General features: G+C 44.4%; 17 protein-coding genes and 1 tRNA gene. 5 read left to right on the top strand and 13 right to left on the bottom strand.

Annotated features, from left to right (window positions below; all coding sequences use genetic code 11):
- Positions 1-653: 653 nt before the first annotated feature.
- Entirely contained in the window at positions 654-1118 is a 465-nt protein-coding gene (locus BMZ28_RS14670) for a response regulator transcription factor (RefSeq protein ID WP_074824305.1), read from the bottom strand.
- A gap of 29 nt (positions 1119-1147) precedes the next feature.
- On the opposite strand from BMZ28_RS14670, the gene BMZ28_RS14665 reads away from it, so the two are divergent.
- Positions 1148-1477, top strand: a complete 330-nt coding sequence (locus tag BMZ28_RS14665) for a NapC/NirT family cytochrome c (RefSeq protein WP_164720472.1) — start codon at positions 1148-1150, stop codon at positions 1475-1477.
- 105 nt (positions 1478-1582) lie between these two features.
- Here BMZ28_RS14665 and BMZ28_RS14660 read toward each other — a convergent pair whose 3' ends face one another.
- The 6 genes from BMZ28_RS14660 to BMZ28_RS14635 all read right to left on the bottom strand — a co-directional run bounded on the left by BMZ28_RS14660 (position 1583) and on the right by BMZ28_RS14635 (position 9696).
- Positions 1583-2761: a fimbrial protein gene (locus BMZ28_RS14660; RefSeq protein WP_074824301.1), complete on the bottom strand. Its 1179-nt coding sequence runs from the start codon at positions 2759-2761 to the stop codon at positions 1583-1585.
- 751 nt (positions 2762-3512) lie between these two features.
- On the bottom strand, positions 3513-4508 hold the full coding sequence (locus BMZ28_RS14655) for a substrate-binding domain-containing protein (protein ID WP_373876102.1): 996 nt from the start codon (positions 4506-4508) through the stop codon (positions 3513-3515).
- Positions 4509-4559: 51 nt separating this feature from the next.
- Entirely contained in the window at positions 4560-5600 is a 1041-nt protein-coding gene (locus tag BMZ28_RS14650; protein WP_047782158.1) for an ABC transporter permease, read from the bottom strand.
- Between the two features lie 44 nt (positions 5601-5644).
- Entirely contained in the window at positions 5645-7147 is a 1503-nt protein-coding gene (locus BMZ28_RS14645) for a sugar ABC transporter ATP-binding protein (protein WP_074824298.1), read from the bottom strand.
- Positions 7144-8655 (bottom strand): xylulokinase, encoded by a 1512-nt coding sequence (xylB, locus tag BMZ28_RS14640; protein WP_074824295.1) that lies wholly within the window; start codon positions 8653-8655, stop codon positions 7144-7146. The genes BMZ28_RS14645 and xylB overlap by 4 nt, the downstream gene beginning before the upstream one ends.
- 3 nt (positions 8656-8658) lie before the next feature.
- A complete protein-coding gene (locus BMZ28_RS14635; RefSeq protein ID WP_047782155.1) occupies positions 8659-9696 on the bottom strand; it encodes an NAD(P)-dependent alcohol dehydrogenase in 1038 nt (345 codons plus the stop codon).
- 214 nt (positions 9697-9910) lie between these two features.
- Here BMZ28_RS14635 and BMZ28_RS14630 point away from each other — a divergent pair, with 214 nt between their 5' ends.
- Positions 9911-10474: a D-lyxose/D-mannose family sugar isomerase gene (locus BMZ28_RS14630; protein WP_074824292.1), complete on the top strand. Its 564-nt coding sequence runs from the start codon at positions 9911-9913 to the stop codon at positions 10472-10474.
- Between the two features lie 81 nt (positions 10475-10555).
- Positions 10556-11563, top strand: coding sequence for a LacI family DNA-binding transcriptional regulator (locus BMZ28_RS14625; RefSeq protein WP_175474944.1), 1008 nt, complete (start codon positions 10556-10558; stop codon positions 11561-11563).
- 189 nt (positions 11564-11752) lie between these two features.
- Here BMZ28_RS14625 and BMZ28_RS14620 read toward each other — a convergent pair whose 3' ends face one another.
- Both BMZ28_RS14620 and BMZ28_RS14615 read right to left on the bottom strand, forming a co-directional pair.
- Positions 11753-12361 carry a LysE family translocator gene (locus BMZ28_RS14620; protein ID WP_074824289.1) on the bottom strand — a complete coding sequence of 203 codons (609 nt, stop codon included), beginning with the start codon at positions 12359-12361 and terminating at the stop codon, positions 11753-11755.
- 403 nt (positions 12362-12764) lie between these two features.
- Positions 12765-13247, bottom strand: a complete 483-nt coding sequence (locus BMZ28_RS14615; protein ID WP_074824287.1) for a cold-shock protein — start codon at positions 13245-13247, stop codon at positions 12765-12767.
- A 188-nt stretch (positions 13248-13435) separates the two neighbouring features.
- Between BMZ28_RS14615 and BMZ28_RS14610 the strand changes: the two genes are divergently transcribed.
- The gene (locus BMZ28_RS14610; protein ID WP_074824285.1) at positions 13436-14134 is read left to right on the top strand and encodes an RluA family pseudouridine synthase; all 699 of its coding nucleotides are present in this window, start codon (positions 13436-13438) and stop codon (positions 14132-14134) included.
- Between the two features lie 355 nt (positions 14135-14489).
- Here the strand turns inward: BMZ28_RS14610 and BMZ28_RS14605 are convergent.
- The 4 genes from BMZ28_RS14605 to BMZ28_RS14590 all read right to left on the bottom strand — a co-directional run bounded on the left by BMZ28_RS14605 (position 14490) and on the right by BMZ28_RS14590 (position 18204).
- A tRNA-Phe gene (locus BMZ28_RS14605) sits at positions 14490-14565 on the bottom strand.
- Positions 14566-14675: 110 nt separating this feature from the next.
- Positions 14676-16445, bottom strand: coding sequence for a protein-disulfide reductase DsbD (locus BMZ28_RS14600; protein WP_074824282.1), 1770 nt, complete (start codon positions 16443-16445; stop codon positions 14676-14678).
- Positions 16421-16765 carry a divalent cation tolerance protein CutA gene (cutA, locus tag BMZ28_RS14595; RefSeq protein ID WP_232036571.1) on the bottom strand — a complete coding sequence of 115 codons (345 nt, stop codon included), beginning with the start codon at positions 16763-16765 and terminating at the stop codon, positions 16421-16423. The genes BMZ28_RS14600 and cutA overlap by 25 nt, the downstream gene beginning before the upstream one ends.
- Positions 16766-16902: 137 nt before the next feature.
- Positions 16903-18204 carry an anaerobic C4-dicarboxylate transporter gene (locus BMZ28_RS14590; protein WP_047782140.1) on the bottom strand — a complete coding sequence of 434 codons (1302 nt, stop codon included), beginning with the start codon at positions 18202-18204 and terminating at the stop codon, positions 16903-16905.
- Positions 18205-18419: 215 nt separating this feature from the next.
- On the opposite strand from BMZ28_RS14590, the gene tnpA reads away from it, so the two are divergent.
- The coding region (gene tnpA / locus BMZ28_RS14585; protein ID WP_139211644.1) for an IS200/IS605 family transposase at positions 18420-18650 on the top strand (231 nt) is incomplete at its 3' end.

The following is an 18650-nucleotide window of genomic DNA, read 5'->3' as shown; positions in this document are numbered from 1 at the left end:
TTATTTTTTTTATTTTTTAAAATGCTGGTTTTTACTATTAGCACTTTAAAATCGAGTTTATGTTTGACATGATTTATTGTCAATTGTATTAATCTTAATTTATTTTTCTTATTCATTTTGGTTCTTTTTTTATATGCAATTTTAATCATGATTAATGATTTATTTTCATAATAATTTAATCTTTAAATATTATTTAAATTTGTGTTTTGGTTGTGTTTCTTAATCTTCTCTATTTTTATTTAACTTTTACATATTAAGTGGTTATGTTTTTTTTGTTTTCTCTATCGGTTATTGGGTTAATGCTGTTACTCTGTGTTTTTCTTTGAGCGTTAAATGATTTATAGATTTTTATTTAACCGTATTGTTTTTTATAATCAATTTTTAATCAAGTAAGGTTATTTGAGAAATTTATTTGTTATAAGGATATATTTATGTTGGTGGCATATAAATGCTTTTGCCATTCAGGTGAAAACGCGATGTTTTACAATAAAAGGAAAGAAAAATAGAAAGACATCAGCAAGGCAATTCTAATAGAAATAAAATATCAATATTTTCGCATTTAGCGGATTTATCTCTGAGCCTGGCGTATTATTTTCATAGAGTAAGAAGCTAATTAATCATAACTATTATTTAAAATTTAGTCTGTTGCTTCTTTATGGTATCAGGAATAATTCATTAAACTCAGGATAACGGGATAACTGTTGCGCTAATTGCACCGGAGAATCACTATCCATCTTTTTCATCATATTATGGCGGTGAATTTCTACTGTGCGTAACGCCAGATAAAGTTTATCGCCAGTCATTTTGTTAGTGTAGCCAGCCAGAACTAAATGCAGGATCTGTTTTTCTCGTACAGTGAGTCGTGAAAATTTGGTACGTAACGTCTGATTTTTTTGTTGATACTGAGCACGGTGTTCACTGAGAGCCAAGGCATTATGGATGGTATCAATCAAGATTTTTGCTTCAACGGGTTTCTCCAGCAGGTCAAATGCGCCATTTTTAAACACCTTACTGGTTGTTGGCCTGATTAGCTGTGGCATTGCGCTGTTGACGACCGAAGTCGTAAAACTAACGGGCGGTGAGGCGTTTTGTGGTGAATGCCATGTGATGCAACCCATGGTAACAACCTAGTACCTTGAATTATCTGGTGTCTAAAGGTACACAGGGCATTAATGATGTGGTGAAGGTGGTGTTTACCGACGCTGATAAAATTGATTGGTTGTCACACAGAAAGCTTCGAGAGTCGTTTGTTTATGATTCGGGTTGTTTGGAGTGTCATAAAACGCTGTTGGATAAGGCGCAGGAAAATGGCTTTAAATCTCAGCAAATGCATCAGCATTATAAGGTACTGCAACAAACAGAGAATCCGGTTGCCTGTGTTTCTTGCCACGTGACCATCGGTCACAACGGCGAACTACGAAACGAACTAAACAAAACGCATCCGGAATACAAATATAAGAAAGAAAACGCAGAGTAAAGTTTTTAACTACGCCTGACTTGTTCAAACATCCAATAGTTTTAGGTGGGTGAGCAAGGTCAGGCTGACTTCTTTATTCATATCTAGATTCTTTACTGAGTAACCCTAATAATAATTAATGGTGTAAGCAATTGCACCATTGGCTTTGCCACCTTTAACCGTATCGCCAAAGCGATAATATCGCGCTTTTAACGGAATAATATAGTTGGCTCCGTCGACTTGAGTCAGCGGCAAGCCGGTGTTGTAACCGTTGGCTTTTCTTATATTAAGAACCGATTCATTCTTATTCCCTATTTGCAGCCCTAAGCCTTCGGCGGCATTGTCGCCACTCTCTAATTTAGCGGTAAAATCGTCGTGATAACCATTGACGCTATTGAAGATAATGGTGAGTTTATTCTTAATAAAGGCATTACTACCAATATCACCCATAATTTCGTCTTGATGAAGATTTAAGCGCGATGATTGATAGCCATGAAATGGCGGGCAGTTCTTCAGCGTAATTTGAAAGTCCTTCCATTCAGAAGCCGAACCAACTTTGCTAAAGTCAGAGAGTAAGTGCTTGCCTAAGTTCACATCAACGTCGCTAACCTGACAGGTTTTAGTGACGATGCTCACCGCACCGGAAAAACGTATGGTCCAGTAAGGGCGATAAAAAGAGAAAGGTGAGTCGACACCATTAGACAAGACAATCCAGGGAAATGAGGATGCTAACACCTGTTGTACGTCTGAGGAGACCACTGGCCCGGTTTTGATTAATTCTATCGCAATACTGTCGGTTTTTTCTGTACCTTCCCGTGCCAAAAGTCTGGTTTCAGTGACGGGAGGTTGACTCCATTTAAAGGGCATTTTGCCCGTCGACTCGGTAGATGCGTTTTTCACATAGATAACCAAGCCAACACCCGGGATATTTGTTGGGAATACACTTTTATTACCTGACTCGGTTGGCGGGCCTGATGGTGATATTAATGTCTGGCCTTGAAGATAAGGCTGTATGGTTATTGGCAATTCTCTTCTGCTCCATGAGCATTTATAGCCAATGGTATCTATCTTTGGTGTATAGGTTTGCGCATACAGTATCGAACCTATCGGTAAATCTTCCCCGGCAGTAATAACGCCTGGCCCGATAATCGGCACTGCGATATTGCGGCTATAGCTTGAATCCCATGACTCACACGCGGCAGCGTGGGCATCAAATGCCGAAAGCGTTAGAAAACTGAGTATCAGGCTAGCCAGAACGCTCTGATAGTAGCGGTATGGTAATAATAAAATATTTATCGGTTTCATTGTGATGAATCGGCTCTTAATCCATTACCCAGCTTTGCATCAGCGAATAAAGCAGAAGAGGAGGGTAAAGCTCTTCTGTTAAATTTGGAAGATAGATAACGAGATCGAATATATCGAACTATAAATTCAGAAATTAATCTGAATAATAGGTGTTTTAAATATGTTAGAGAAAATAATCACGTGCGTTGTTATTATGTGAGTAATTAAAAAATGCATTGGGTGACTATTCAATTTTTCAATCTATCACGTGGAAAAAATAATGTAAACGAAAGGAAAGTTGGGTGTCAATTATCAATATGTTGTTTTTAAATCAAGGTAACTAGATTGTATAATCGCCAAGTTTCATTTTAACTACATGATATTTATTGTTTATTTTCTAATATTATTCAAGTTGATCATTGAATAATATTTCATTTTTTTTAATTGATTTACTTTGAATAAATGAGATTTTCTATTATTGATAATTAACTCTTAGTGTTTTTTATTCTAACTGGAATAGTTTTAATAATCATATTATCCATAAGCAATTTTCAGTTTTTTAGATTATCTTTTATTTTAAGTGAAAATGTGTTGGGATTTAAAAAGTCAAGTTTGTATATGTTGGATTTGTGGTTTTTGTTTTTATACGTAGTGTGGTGATGTTATTTGAATGATGCGCTGGAATGGCGAAAAAGGAAGGGTAGGAGAGTCGGGATTTCAATAAATCACAGCGTGTCATATGACCCGCTGTGATATTAGTATGAATTAACCGTTACTTACGAGCATCAAGTAATTGCTGGGCATTCTCAACGGTCACCACTGTCCATGGAATAGCATAGCGTTTATCTTTGCCTTCATTCCATTGCAGTTTATCGGCATATTGTTTCCAGATTGCAGACTGTGGTTGATAACTGTCACCCTTAACGGATTTCATGGCGATATCAATCGAACCCTGCATTTGTGCGTTGGCATCTTGCAGGATGGAAACCATTTCGCCACTTTGGACTGAACGAATGGCATCTGAAACGCCGTCAACGCCAGCAATCGCGATGGTGTTAACATCAATTCCGGCACCTTTAATGGCTTCAATGGCGCCTAATGCCATTTCATCATTCTGAGCGATAACGCCGTTAATTTTACCGCGGTGTTTCTGTAACCAGTTTTCCATCAGTGGCATGGCTTCTGCGCGAGACCAGTTGGCGGTTTTGCGCTCGAGGACTTTGACTTTACCCGCACCACATTCAGCAATCGCTTTGTCATTTCCTTCACCGCGCTGAATTTCACCGCTACCGCCTTTAGGTCCCTCAATGATGACAACATTACCTTCGCAGTTCATTTTTGCCAGTACCGCTTTGGCTTCCATATAACCGCCGAGCACGTCATCAGAAACCACTTCAGCGGTCATTTTATCGGTATTTAACCGCGCATTCGTTACAATGACGGGGATTTTTGCCTTATTTGCCATAGTGACGACATCGATGTTTGCTTCATAATCCATCGGATTAATAATGATGGCGTCTGTTTTGGTCTGAATAGCAGTTTCAGCCTGATTATTCTGTACCATTGGATCGTAGCGGCCATCATAAACCGTGATCACTGCTGCGCCACTTTTGACTGCTGGATGCTCTTTCGCTGCTTTTTCCATCAGCTGTACAAATTCAGCCTTCATGCCGTACATCAAAACCGCAATTTTGACCGGATTATCTTGTGCCGCAAATGCCATGTTGCTGACGAATAGTGCGGAAGTCAGAGCAGCAATTTTTGTCATTTTTTTCATTGTTGTTCCTTTTTTATCTGTAGGGTGTTGTTATTTATTATATTAATCACGTCGTTGCTTACGTGACGGGTCGAGTAGTACAGCAATAACAATTAATGCGCCTTTAATAATTTGTTGGTAGTAAGAAGGCACGCCCAACAAATCCAATCCATTATTCATCACGCCAATAATCAGTACGCCGAACAGGGTTCCTACAAGGTTACCGATACCCCCTGACATACTGGTTCCACCGATAACAACGGCGGCAATAGCATCTAATTCGTAGGCACTACCAGCGCTGGTTTGTGCCGAGCCGGTTCTGGCGGTTAGGATTAAACCTGCGATCCCGGCCAGAGCACCACACAGGGTATAAACCAGAATTTTAATTTTGATAACGCTGATACCTGAGGTTCTGGCGCTTTTCGGGTTACCACCGACAGCGTAGACGTAGCGGCCAAAGGTCGTTTTATTCAGCACAATCCATGCCAGCGCAAAGATCACCACCAAGATCACAACCGGCACCGGAATATCAAAAATATAGCCATTGCCGAGCCAGCGAAAATCGCTGTTTAGCTGTGAAACGGGGTTGCCGTCAGTGGTTAATAATGTCAGGCCGCGGGCGGCAGATAGCATTCCCATGGTGACAATGAAAGGCTGTAAATTGAATCGGGCTAAAATGGTTCCGTTGATCAAACCACACACAATACCGATGCCTAGCGCAATGATCATCGGCACCATCACGGCATTGGCGGTATCGCCAATCGAGAGTCCGGCATTGGTGGTGGCAAAGCGGGCGGCAACAATACCGCTGAGAGCGAGTACCGAGCCAACAGACAGGTCAACACCGGCGGTAATAATGACAAACGTCATTCCGATCGCCAGAATGCCGTTGATGGAAATCTGACGCAGGACAATCAACATATTATCCTGACTTAGAAAGTAGTTATTCGTCCATTCTCCTCGAGCAACCTGGATTTCCCCAACCACGGCAACAATCAGGCAGAGCGCAAAAAAGGCCATGATAATGCCATACTTATGCATATTTTTTTTATTACGGGCTAAAAAAGACATTCCCGATGCTGGTGCAGAGTAAGTGCTATTCATTGTCTTTTCTCTTGGTTTTTAAAATAAATACGAAAATTAATGTCTTAAACGGCGAGCTTCATGAGTTCTGTTTGTGTCGCGTCTTTGGCGGAAAGCTCACCGGCCATATCACCGTCACGAAAGACGATGATGCGATCGCTCATGCCAATGATTTCGGATAATTCAGAAGACACCATAATGATGCCTTTACCCTGTAAGGCGAATTCAGACATAAACCGGTAGATCTCTTTTTTAGCGCCGACATCAATACCTCGGGTCGGCTCGTCTAATAACATCACGTCAGGATCGAGAAGAGCCCAACGGCCTAGTACCACTTTTTGCTGGTTTCCTCCACTGAGGTTGCCAACGAGCTGATCGGCATCGGGGGTTTTGACGTTAAATAATTTGATCATTTTATTTGATCGGTTTTGCTCTTTTTTCTCATTAATAAAACTTGCCCGGCTAATAGCGGAAAAAGAGGCGATATTAATATTTTCATTAATTGAACGGCAGAGCATTAATCCGGTGTCTTTGCGGTCTTCCGTCACGTAGGCTATCCCCGCTTTAATGGAATCTTGAGGGGAATGGTGATGTAAATGTTGGTCTTTAATATGGATCGAGCCGCTGGTGGCGTGTTCAATACCAAAAATAAGATCGAGAAACTCACTGCGCCCGGAGCCAACCAAGCCATAAATGCCTAAGATCTCGCCTTTTTTTAGCGTCAGGCTGATATCTTTGACTTTATTATTCCAGGTTAGCTTACTGATATTCATGATGGTTTCATCAGTCGGCTGATTGAACTTGGCAAATTCATCTTTAAATTCACCGCCGATGATGTGTTCGATCAATTGTTCACGGGTGATATCAGCAATGGCACCTTCGGTAATAAAGGTGCCATCGCGGAAGATGGAGAAGGTATCCGCTATCTGGAAGATTTCAGACAGTCGGTGGGAAACATAAATAATCCCTTTGCCTTTTTGAGCCAGTCGCGTGATGACATCAAAGATTTTCTGTGCATCTTCTTCACCAATGGCTGATGTGGGTTCATCCATAATGATGATGTCAGCATCGGCATGAGATAGCGCTTTGGCGATTTCCACTAACTGCTGTTCAGCGACGCTTAAATTACGCATTTTTTCAGTGGGTGAAAGGGTAAAGTGCAGATCGTCCATCAGTTCTGCGGTGAGCTGATTCATTTTTTTGAAGTCAACTAAGCCACAGCGCCTGGGTTCACGGCCTAACCAAATATTCTCTGCGATTGTTAAGTCAGGGATAGTACTTAGTTCTTGCTGAACGATAGCAATACCCGCTTTTAACGCATCTTTTGGATGATGGAATTCATGGCGTTGGCCTTTAACGGTGATTTCACCGGCATCCGGCTGGATAAATCCCATCAGAATACTGAGAAATGTTGATTTACCCGCACCATTTCCGCCACATAAGGCGTGGATAGATCCTTTTTTCAGGCTGAATTGGGCATTCTTCAGTGCGACCACCGGGCCAAAAGATTTTTTTACCCCGGTAACACGAAGAAGCTCATGAGTCTGATTATCCATTGATGTTGTCATAACGGCACCTTTGGGTACTCCGCTTTTAGCAGCGAAAGATAATCCTGATAAAGCACTTCATAGCGAGAAACCATGTCAGCATCAGGAACAACGTGGGTTGTTTCATCAAGATGGACAAATTTCTGGCAGAGGTTGGCTAATAAGGCTGATTTATCATCTTGCTCGGTCAGCGTGTTACACCAGATGGCTTGAATAGCTGCGCCAAGCGCCGCTGTTTCTTTATGCGTTACGCATACCACCGGTGTTGCCATGATATTGGCAACAATCTGCCGCCATTTTTCACTGCGGGCACCGCCGCCAGTTAGACGAATCTCATTGGTCTCAATGCCTTGCTGGCGGAACAGATCGATGCCAAAACGTAATCCATAAGTGGCACTTTCAACTACTGCCAGACTTAAGTTTTGCGGGTTTAAATTACAACCATCCAGATTGTGTAAGCTGGCTTTGGCGTGGGGGAGGGGCGGAACGCGTTCACCGTTAAAAAACGGCAGCATCATCAACCCATTTGCGCCGGGTTCGCTCTGATTTAATGCATCATTAAACGCATGAATATCCAGATCCAAAAAGTTTTGAATGATGGTGGTGGCTGATGTGACGTTCATGGTACAAATCAGCGGCAGCCAGCCATTATTGGATGAACAGAATCCGGCGATCATTTCGGAGTCCGCCACCACAGGCGTATCTGAATAAGTAAACAGGGTGCCTGATGTGCCTAAGCTCATGGTAATAATACCAGGGGAAATATTCCCTGTGCCTATCGCCGCCATCATATTATCGCCACCGCCGGTGGCAACTTTGGTAGTGGCGGAAATACCCAGTTTTTCAGCAATCTCTGGCAGCACGGTGCCGATGCAGGTTTCTGCCGCAATCAGATCGGGTAATGCCTTTCTGAGACGACCTTCAGGATCAATCAGATTGACCACGCGATCGTCCCATTGGCGCGTACGGATATTTAACAATCCGGTCCCTGATGCATCACCATATTCAGCGATTTGCTTGCCGGTTAACCAGAAATTTAAGTAGTCATGTGGCAGTAAGACGCAGCTTAATTGCTGCCATAACTCTGGCTGGTGTGTCTTGAACCATAATATTTTTGATGCGGTATAACCGGTTTGCGGCATTAAACCCAATTGGTCCAGTGCGGCTTGAGGCCCGCCCAGCGCATCAATGATTTGCTGATTTTCTAACGCGGTTTCAGTGTCACACCAGAGTTTGGCTGGTGCTAACACCTCTCCTTGACTATTTAATGGCACAAATCCGTGTTGTTGGCCTGATACGGCAAGGGCCACAATTTCTGTTCCAATGATGCCAGCGTTCTGAATAGCCTGTGCAAAAGCGGATTCTAATGCATCAGTCCACCAGTGGGCATGTTGCTCACGACGACCTGATGAATCGCTGATAATAGGGTGAGGCGCACTGCCTTCACCCAAAATAATCGCTTTTTGGCTATCGACGATGACAACTTTGGTACTTTGCGTACCGCAATCGATCCCGGCATAGAGCGTCATGCGTTACTCCATTTCCAGAATAATTTTGACGTCAGTCGGCCGACCTTCTACAGCACGTTCATAGGCAGCAATACTGTCGTTAAATTTGAACGTCGCTGAAAGTAATGGCTGAACATTCAGTTTACCGGAGCTCAGTAGCCGAATGGTACGCGGGTACATATTGGCATAGCGGAAAATGGTCTTGAAGGTAATCTCTTTAGCCTGTGCCGAGACAATATCCAGCGGTGCCGGATCGATGGGCATACCCACCAGAACCGCGATTCCGCCCGGGGCGATATGTTCAGAAATATTGGCAATAACCGCTTTTGAACCACTGCACTCAAACAGAACATTCACGCCGCTACCTTCAGTCAGCTCATTGATTTTATCGGTAAGCGCTTGGGCGTTTTTGCTGTTGATCGGATGTAAGCCTGAATATTGTTTGGCGACTTCCAGTTTTTCGTCGAACACATCACAGATAACAACATCGGAGCAACCGCCTGCCAGCGCGGCAAGGGCGGTCATAATACCGATAGTGCCAGAACCGATAACTAATGCGATATCACCGGGTTTTATTTCTGCTTTGGTGGCTGCCTGCATGCCGATTGCCAGTGGTTCAACCATAGCGCCTTCGGCAAAACTGACGTTTTCAGGGAGCTTAAAGGTAAACGCCGCAGGGTGAATGACGCTCTCACGTAAGCAGCCGTCAATTGGTGGAGTAGCCCAAAAACGGACTTCAGGATCCAGATTATAAATACCATCGCGTGATTGAGGCGATTGCAGATTAGGAATACCGGGTTCCATACAAACCCGATCGCCCACTTTCAGATGAGAAACCTTGTTACCTACCGCAGTGATGGTACCGGATGCCTCATGGCCAAGGATCATCGGTTTTTCAACAATAAATGGGCCAATGCGTCCATGTTGATAATAGTGGACATCACTGCCACAGATACCAACGGAATGAATCTTAATTTCAACATCATTGTCGCCGAGAACTTCCGGACTTTGCCAATCCTGGATAGATATTTTGCCTGCTTTTTCTAATACTAATGCTTTCATGATCTTCTCCGTTTCATTTTTATGATATCGATATCATTGCAATGATTCGGATATTAGATCGAAATTTAGTGTGTTTATGTGATGTAGGTTAAATTTCTATTAAATGGTGGAGTTTTTTGTAAAATACAACCGAAAAATAGCCTCATTCATCACATTATCATCATTATCCTTTACCCTATAATGATATCGATATCATTGTGGTGTGAGAGTAGAAATGAATAACAAACGGTTGGCCGTGAAAAAACAATATCAAGAGAAAACGGTTGAGTTTTTATTGAAAACACATATTCAACTGACTGATAATGAAAAAAATAATATTGAAATTGCGCATTTCGGATTACCTGACTATCCACGTTCAGGGTTACAGTTACTGACATACTTTAATGACGCAAGATATTGTGCCAAAGAGCTGGTGCTCTTTCCCAATCAGGTCTGTCCGGAGCATAGACATCCTCCCTTTGAAGGAAAAACGGGTAAGCAGGAAACATTCCGCTGCCGTTGGGGAGAGGTTTATTTGTTGGTGGATGATGATTCGTTAACATTAAATCAAGATAAACAAGGAAATCCGATTTATAGCCCGCCAGAAGGTGATGAGCAGTGGTATCGCTGCGATCGTTTTATCGTATTAACACCGGGTCAACAATACACGATCCCACCTGATACGCTACACTGGTTTAAAGCTGGGCCAAATGGGGCCGTAGTTTCTGAGTTTTCAAGCGAAAGTCGTGATGAATTCGATGTTTTTACCGATCCACGGGTAAAGCGTTTAGAATATTGATGGTATTGACGTCATTTTTACGTGACTGAATCGATTAAATGATAATATAATGATACAAAATGATGCTTTTTTGATAAGGAGATGCAATTGGCAGATAATCGTTCACAAAAAGTGACGTTAGAAAATGTCGCGGCTATTGCGAATGTTAGTAAAATTACCGCATCCCGTGCTTTTTCTCAGCCAGATAAAGTTCATCCCGATACATTAAAGCGTATTTTGGAAGCGGCTGATAAAATTGGCTATGTGGTGAATGCCGCGGCGCGTAGTTTACGGGCCAAGTCATCAAACACCATCGGGATTGTCAGTCCTGATATGGCCAACCCATTCTTTGGTGGGCTGGCAAAGCTGATGACACAAGAGGCTTATCGCGCGGGTTATGATACGTTGCTGTTTGATTCCTATGAATCAAAAGAGAATGAAGCCCGTATTATTGATAAATTGATTGGCTACAATGTCGATGCCATCATTTTATCCGTGGTGTCTGCCGAACGTTTTTATCGGCCTGATTATATTAAGCAGTTAGAATTATTAAATATTCCGGTTATTTTGGTCGACCGGGAAATGGATATTAAACACTGTAGTGGCGTGTATATTGATAATCTGGATTGTGGTTTGCAGGCTGGCCGCTATTTGCTTTCTCAGAAAGCGAAAAACATTGTCATTATTTCCGGTCCGGAAGACTCTAACGTTGCCAGAGACAGAGTGACGGGCTTACAGGCCGCCTTGCAGGGAAATGTCGATAATATTGAAATTTTATATGCCGATTTTCTGATGAATGAAGCCTATAACGCGACCAACCACTATTTGAAGCATCATCAGGCACCGGACTATTTTGTTGGCTGCAATAACCAGATCTCTTTGGGTATTATCAAGTCGTGTATTAATCATCAATTAGCGCTGCTGAAAGATGTTTCGTTATTCAGTATTGATGAAGTCTCTTATGCCACAATTTATGGCTTTAATTTCCCCTGCATCTCACACGACCTGCAAGAAATTGCCTGGCAAGCTGTCAGCATGGCGGTCAGGCGTGCATCAGATAAAGCGGCAAAACCCGGGAAAGTGATTGTTAGAGGTAAGCTGGGTTTGTAATGGTCGTTATTCGAAGAAGCAAGAAACCAGCCTAAAGGCTGGTTTTTTAAATGTACCAATAACTTAGTGGCCTCAATTTAGGCATTGATGACGCCCTGTTAATCTAAAGCGCCAGATTGGTCTCCCTATCGTGCTGCCAATACCTATGATTAATGTTATCAACAACTCATTTCATTTATGCTTACTGAGTTAGCTAGCAGTGAAAAACTGTAAGTAAAGCATGTAGCAGGCGGTTAAGATTAGCATGCCGCCCATAATGAGGTTGAAGATACGGATACGCAGTACGCTATTGAGGAGCATTGAGACTCTATCCCCTAATACAGCCCAGGCCGCCAGCGACAGATAGCAGATGACGAAGTAGATTACGATGAAGGTGAACAACGTAGTGTGCGTCTGCGGGGTTGAAAATAGTGCTGAGCCAGAGGCACAGGCGATCCACGCCTTGGGGTTGAGCCACTGGAGCAGGAAGCCCTGCATAAAGCTGGGAGTATCGCTTTTCTCCACCACTAACTCAGGAGGCGACGAGGCAATTTTGTAGCCGACATAGATAATAAAAGCCGAACCACCTAGGCTGAGGTACTCGAAAAATATCGGATAGTTCTCAATCACCCCAAGGAACCAAAATCCAACGAAGACCAGTAACAGAGTGAAACCAATAGTTGCGCCAGAAACGAACGGGAAGGTTCGCCAGAAACCGTGGTTAGCACTGGAGGCGATTGTCACCATATTCACCGGACCCGGTGAGATGGACATGCTCAGTGAAAACATGCTCATCGCAAAAATCAGCCCAAATTCCATTTTTCTTCTCCATGGGTTAATTAGAATCGGGGGATCCAATCTTAATCCTTCTACCAGACAGTGAACCGATCCCAAAATAACGTCGAATAAGATGAGCCCTCAGATAGGCTCCAACCAACACTGGATTCAGGTAGGAACTGGTAGACTTCCGTAGCGCTGACGAGGTCATAATATTGAATACAACAACGATTTTAGTTGAATTCAGGAGTTGTGGGAAGGTGCCTTGATTTGAACAATGCCATAGCTTGACTCCGCAGAGGGGAGCCTTATGGATGAGACGAATAATCGAACCAAGGACACAGGGATTTTCAAAACGCGTGTCAGATTTGTAGAAAGAGGTGATTGCTCCCAGATAGTCGACTAAGAGCAATAAGAGGACATCACTACCGGATTTATGACGCCATCAGACCTTGAGCATTTTCACAGTAGCATCTACGTCTATCTCATCTTCTGAGAAGATTAACGTCGTACCCTGAAAGGTGGTAATCGCTAGTTTTTTCAGCGAACGCATTTCACCAGGCTTAGTGGCTGATTTCGGTCTGATACTATTCATCAGTATACCCACAGACATCACCACATTTTCCTTATCAATATGGCTATCGGCTGACACTTCTTCACTGTAAACCAGATAAGACTTGATCGACGTAAGTTTAATGCGCTCGCCCGCGATATAGATGTATTTGCTTTCTGGTATGACTTTTACAGAATAAGCTGACAGACCTTTGTTATTCGTGGTGGGTTCGAAAGTTACCGCCGCATTTTTCTTAATCAGTTCAGGGTTGGCAACTTTAATCACATGAAAATAACGGTTATCACCGTTTTCATCTTTGATAAATCCAAAACCTTTATCTTCAAACCACGTTGTGATCGTTCCATTCATTGCCATTACCGCCTACTTAATCGTTTATCCACTCAGTTTTTGCAACGCGCAGTGTAAAGCACAATGGCTGCGCAGACCACGTCTTTGGTTCAAGTCTAGATGATAAATTTCAGGGATGCGCGGGGAACGACCAGATTCGCCAGTCGGTTTAAAATTCGTTATCATCCGCTTCCACTCTCTATCCGGGTAACCTGATGTCTAAGATTATCGATACCTTTATTGCCCCGTCATGCCATGACGAGATAGAGATTCTCTATCAGGACGATCATCTGGTGCTTATCAATAAGCCTTCCGGGCTGCTCAGTCTCTCAGGGAAAAATCCGCAAAATCTCGATTCGGTGCATCATCGGCTGGTACAGATATTCCCCGGCTGCACCTTGGTTCATCGCCTTGATTTTGGTACTTCTGGATTGATGGTGATTGCCCGCAATAAGGCTATCAATGCCGCGCTCTGCCGACAGTTTAGTCAGCGTACAGTGACCAAAGTATACAGCGCACTGCTGTGTGGACATCTGGATAACAACCAAGGGGTGATAGATGCGGCGATTGCCAAAGACCCGGCGCTGTTCCCGCTGATGTCAATTTGCTTAATCCACGGTAAGCCCGCTCGTTCCAGATATCAGGTCGTTGAACGCTTTTATCATGAGTTGGAAGACGGGAAGTTATTACCATTGACGCGGGTAGAGCTAACCCCGGAAACCGGACGCACTCATCAACTGCGTATTCACTGCCAGCAGTTGGGCCACCCTATTTGGGGCTGCGACCTGTATGGCGGTCGCCTGCTACCAGGCACCGAACGGACACCTCGGCTGATGCTGCACGCCAGTGAGCTGCATTTTGTTCATCCCGTCAGCGAAGAGTGGGTCAAAGCCCATCATGCCAGCCCGTTCTGAAAAGCAAAAAACCAGCCCTTAGGCTGGTTTCTTTAAATATGGTGCCCGGACTCGGACAAATCTGTCAGGAACAGATTTGAACAATGCTTTAGCATTGGCCCCGTAGGGGTGAGTCTCATGGATGAGACGAATAATCGAAGATGTAGAGTCCGTTCTGAAAAGCAAAAAACCAGCCCTTAGGCTGGTTTCTTTAAATATGGTGCCCGGACTCGGACAAATCTGTCAGGAACAGATTTGAACAATGCTTTAGCATTGGCCCCGTAGGGGTGAGTCTCATGGATGAGACGAATAATCGAAGATGGAGAGTCCGTTCTGAAAAGCAAAAAACCAGCCCTTAGGCTGGTTTCTTTAAATATGGTGCCCGGACTCGGAATCGAACCAAGGACACGGGGATTTTCAATCCCCTGCTCTACCGACTGAGCTATCCGGGCAACGGGGCGCATTAAACAGGATTACGTTGAGTTCGTCAACGAAATTTATGCGGATAATGATGAAGTGCACAACAAACCGTCAATTTGCCGATTGTTTGCTGGTATTTTCATCAATTAGCGCTGTCGTTGCGTTGTTTGACCTTCTCCAAATGAGCGATAAATTGCTCTGCATTCATAAAGCCTGACACCCTTAAATCGGTGAGTTCATGACCCTGCTTATCGAAAAATAGAATGGTGGGTAAACCCAGAACCTGAAACTTCTTTAACAAGGCGATATGCTGCTCATTGTTGGCCGTAACATCCGCCTGAAGCAGTACAGAATTGGCTAATGCATTCTGAACCGAGCGATCGCTGAAGGTATACTTCTCAAACTCTTTACAGGTGACGCACCAGTCAGCATAGAGATCGAGCATCACGGTTTTACCTCTGGCCTGTGCCAGAGCCTGATGTAAATCGTCACGGTTACTGATTTGGCTAAACATACTGCGTTCATTGACTGAGGTTTGTGCCGTAGAAGAGCCAAAGGCCCAATCCTGTAATGGTCGGGTAACGATCAGCGCTGCCGCCAGAAACAGTAACTGAACGATGCGCATCCAACCCTGAGAGGCGCGTAAACTGATAATAAATGCCCAACCGAAGAAGGCCAGCCCCAGCGCCGACCACATGCGTAATTCCCAGACATCACCATACAGACGACCCAATAAAATCACCGGTAACGCCAGAATGATAAAACCAAAGCCTTCTTTAACATACTGCATCCACGGGCCGCTGCGTGGGAGAACCTTATTACCAAATAGGGTAACCAGTATCAGTGGAATCCCCATGCCTAATGCATAGAGGTAAAGCGTACCGCCGCCGGCTAACAAATTACCGCTTTGGGCGATATACAGCAGAATGGCGGTTAACGGCGCGGTAGTGCAAGGGGAGCTAATTAATCCGGCCAGAGCGCCCATAATAAACACCCCTAGCGGAGAACCGCCTTTCTGGTGATTACTCCATCCGGTAATTCTGGTTTGCAGAGAAGAGGGGAGTTGCAGGGTATAAACCCCAAACATAGATAATGCCAGCAGGATAAACAGTAGCGATAAACCAATTAATACCACTGGATGCTGAAAATAGGCCTGAAATTGCATACCGGCAGCGGCAATCACTACCCCCAGCGCCGTGTAGGTCAAGGCCATTCCCTGCACGTAGACTAACGCCAGAAAGAAGGTACGGGTCAGGCTATAACGCTGCTGACCGCCGAGAATAATACCGGAAATCAGTGGGTACATTGGCAATACACAAGGCGTTGCGGCAGCAAGGATACCGATCACCAGAGCCCAGAGGGGAGAAAAGGGAAGCGGGGTTGCTTCCGCATCTTGTGGGCTATTGGTTTGACTACTTTCCAGCGAGCTAACCGCGGCACTGCTTTCCCCTTGGGCTGACGCTGCGGTAATGGCACTTAGCGGAACTTTGCGCGTTTCTGGCGGATAGCAAAAGCCAGCCTCAGCACAGCCCTGATAGCTCACGATAACCTCAGCATCATTGTTGGCCTGAGTGAGCGTCAGCGGGATGGATAAGGATTGCTGGTAGATAATGGTATCGCCGTAAAAACTATCGGTATGGCTATGGCCTTTTGGTAGCTGATAGGGGGCGATCTCTGCCTCTTGTGGGACAATCTTAATCTGGTGCTGATAGAGGTAATAACCGGGCGCGATATCCCATTTCAGGGTGAGATGTTGGTTATTCTGGCTGAAATCAAAAGCAAAGGCTTGATCGACGGCAATAAATTTCCCTTGCGATGGAGATTTATCAAATAGTGCAGCCTGAGCGCCAAATACGGTACAAAATAAGCCAAGCCAGAAAAAAGCGATTAGTTTAGTGATGTGTCGAGCCATGATAAATATTCTTTGTTGCCTGCGCTGACGGGTAGCGCCAGCAGCTCTGGTGTTTCATAAGGATGATGCTGTTTTAACATTGCCATCAGGTTTTCCTGACATTGTGCATTGGTCTTAAACAACATCTGAACTTCATACTCTTGTTCCAGCTTGCCTTGCCAGTAATACAGCGAAGTCGCTCCCGGCAGAATGGTGACGCAGGCGGCTAACTTTTCGCCCAGAACTAAAGTAGCAAGCTCTTGCGCGCTGGCTTCATCCGGTGCGGTGCAGAGGACAATGGTGGTATTAATGCTGTGATTTTCAGTCATTGCGGACGTCATAATGTTCACCTCGTGGCGGGAAAACATACTGCATTTAGCAAAACACTATACGGGGTGAACGGGCGTTTGTCAGTAAATAGCGATGGGCATGGGGGAAAGCAGCCTGAGGTGTGAATGCCTCAGGCTAGACAGAGCAATTACAGAACGATATTACCGACGATAAATCCAAACAGTACCGAAAGGGTAATCGCAATAACGCCCGGAATCAGGAAGGAATGGTTAAATACGTATTTGCCGATGCGCGTGGAACCGGTGTCATCCATCTGAACCGCGGCCAGCAAGGTTGGATAAGTTGGCAGCACGAACAGGGCTGAAACGGCGGCGAATGAGGCGACGATACCAACCGGAGATACGCCCAGCGCCAGTGCCGCTGGCAGTAATGCTTTTGCCGTGGCGGCCTGTGAATAAAGTAGGGTCGCGGCGAAGAACAGGATGATGGCTAACATCCATGAGTGCTCTTGCAGTAAAGAACCGGAGAACGCTTTGATATCAACGATATGGGCTTGAACGAAAGTATCGCCTAACCAAGCAACACCCAGCACACAAACGCAAGCGCTCATGCCTGATTTAAAGGTACCGGCATTGAGAATTTCGTTGGTATCCACTTTGCAGCAGATACAAATCATGGTGGCAATGGTCAGCATAAAGACCACGATGGCATGGTCACGACCCAGAATAGGATTTTCAATCAGGCCAACGGAACTGCTGATCGCCGTTGCATAAAGCATCACGGCAATAATACCAATCAGAAACAGCGCCACGGAAAGTTTTGCACCGGGCTTGATCGCGATATCCGTCACTTTAATATCGCTGACTAAACCTTTTGCCAGACGCTCTTGATAAACCGGATCGTCTTTTAACTCACAACCGAGGAAGTTACTGACGATAGCGGTCAGCATGACGGCGGTAAAGGTGGTTGAAATACAAATACCTAACAGTTGCAGATAGCTGACGCCAACCGGCTCCAGTAAGCCTGCGGTAAATACCACTGCGGCAGAAATCGGTGATGCGGTAATGGCAATCTGAGAAGCAACCACGGCGATGGATAACGGACGAGAAGGGCGAATGCCTTGACCTTTGGCGACTTCAGCGATAACCGGCATGGTAGAGAATGCGGTATGGCCAGTGCCGGCAAAAATTGTCATAAAGTAAGTGACGATAGGCGCAAGAAACGTAATGTACTTAGGGTGTTTACGCAGCAGTTTTGCCGCCAGGCTGACCAGATAATCCATGCCTCCGGCAACCTGCATCGCAGCGATGGCTGCGATAACGGACATGATGATTTGAATAACGTCGAATGGGATATTTCCCGGGTTAATTTTACAAACAAGGGTGAGAACAAGTACACCAAATCCACCGGCAAAACCGATGGCAATGCCACCGAGTCGAGCACCAACGTAGATGGCCAGCAGGACAATCACGAATTGTACGGCTAACATATATTATTTCCTTGATTTTATACGTGTTATAAAGCGAGATAACACAAAATGAATGGCTGGCCAGTTCCTTTGGATAATAAAAAGGCATGTTAATTTTTTATTTCTAACTGAATACCACGTCCTATGGACGTGGTTATCGACTTTAGGCTCTGCCAGTAAGGCTACTCATGGGAAAATCCGAATCTGTTATCCCCATAACTGATAAGGATTTAACCATGAGTAGATTCGAAAAAGCATCGCATGTGCTATGGCATTGTCAATACCATATAGTCTGGACGCCCAAATGCCGATTCCGAATATTGAAAAATAATGTAGGGAAAGAGGTGTACAGACAAATAAGAATTTTGAGTGAACAGCTCCATATAGAAATAGTGGAATTAAATGTTCAATTAGATCACGTTCATTTATTAGTCAAGATCCCACCAAAGCTCTCAGTGTCAGAGGTA

The sequence above is a fragment of the Pragia fontium DSM 5563 = ATCC 49100 genome (genome assembly GCF_900112475.1).
In the GTDB taxonomy this organism is placed as follows: Bacteria; Pseudomonadota; Gammaproteobacteria; order Enterobacterales; family Enterobacteriaceae; genus Pragia; species Pragia fontium.
This window is presented reverse-complemented; position numbering and strand designations above follow the sequence as displayed.

Coding starts and splice junctions, on each gene's coding strand:
- BMZ28_RS14655 (WP_373876102.1), bottom strand. CDS start 4,508: ATGACAAAAATTGCTGCTCTGACTTCCGCACTATTCGTCAGCAACATG.
- xylB (WP_074824295.1), bottom strand. CDS start 8,655: ATGACGCTCTATGCCGGGATCGATTGCGGTACGCAAAGTACCAAAGTT.
- BMZ28_RS14635 (WP_047782155.1), bottom strand. CDS start 9,696: ATGAAAGCATTAGTATTAGAAAAAGCAGGCAAAATATCTATCCAGGAT.
- BMZ28_RS14660 (WP_074824301.1), bottom strand. CDS start 2,761: ATGAAACCGATAAATATTTTATTATTACCATACCGCTACTATCAGAGC.
- BMZ28_RS14650 (WP_047782158.1), bottom strand. CDS start 5,600: ATGAATAGCACTTACTCTGCACCAGCATCGGGAATGTCTTTTTTAGCC.
- BMZ28_RS14620 (WP_074824289.1), bottom strand. CDS start 12,361: ATGGAATTTGGGCTGATTTTTGCGATGAGCATGTTTTCACTGAGCATG.
- BMZ28_RS14625 (WP_175474944.1), top strand. CDS start 10,556: ATGCAATTGGCAGATAATCGTTCACAAAAAGTGACGTTAGAAAATGTC.
- cutA (WP_232036571.1), bottom strand. CDS start 16,765: ATGACGTCCGCAATGACTGAAAATCACAGCATTAATACCACCATTGTC.
- BMZ28_RS14670 (WP_074824305.1), bottom strand. CDS start 1,118: ATGGGTTGCATCACATGGCATTCACCACAAAACGCCTCACCGCCCGTT.
- BMZ28_RS14610 (WP_074824285.1), top strand. CDS start 13,436: ATGTCTAAGATTATCGATACCTTTATTGCCCCGTCATGCCATGACGAG.
- BMZ28_RS14630 (WP_074824292.1), top strand. CDS start 9,911: ATGAATAACAAACGGTTGGCCGTGAAAAAACAATATCAAGAGAAAACG.
- BMZ28_RS14590 (WP_047782140.1), bottom strand. CDS start 18,204: ATGTTAGCCGTACAATTCGTGATTGTCCTGCTGGCCATCTACGTTGGT.
- BMZ28_RS14645 (WP_074824298.1), bottom strand. CDS start 7,147: ATGACAACATCAATGGATAATCAGACTCATGAGCTTCTTCGTGTTACC.
- BMZ28_RS14615 (WP_074824287.1), bottom strand. CDS start 13,247: ATGGCAATGAATGGAACGATCACAACGTGGTTTGAAGATAAAGGTTTT.
- BMZ28_RS14600 (WP_074824282.1), bottom strand. CDS start 16,445: ATGGCTCGACACATCACTAAACTAATCGCTTTTTTCTGGCTTGGCTTA.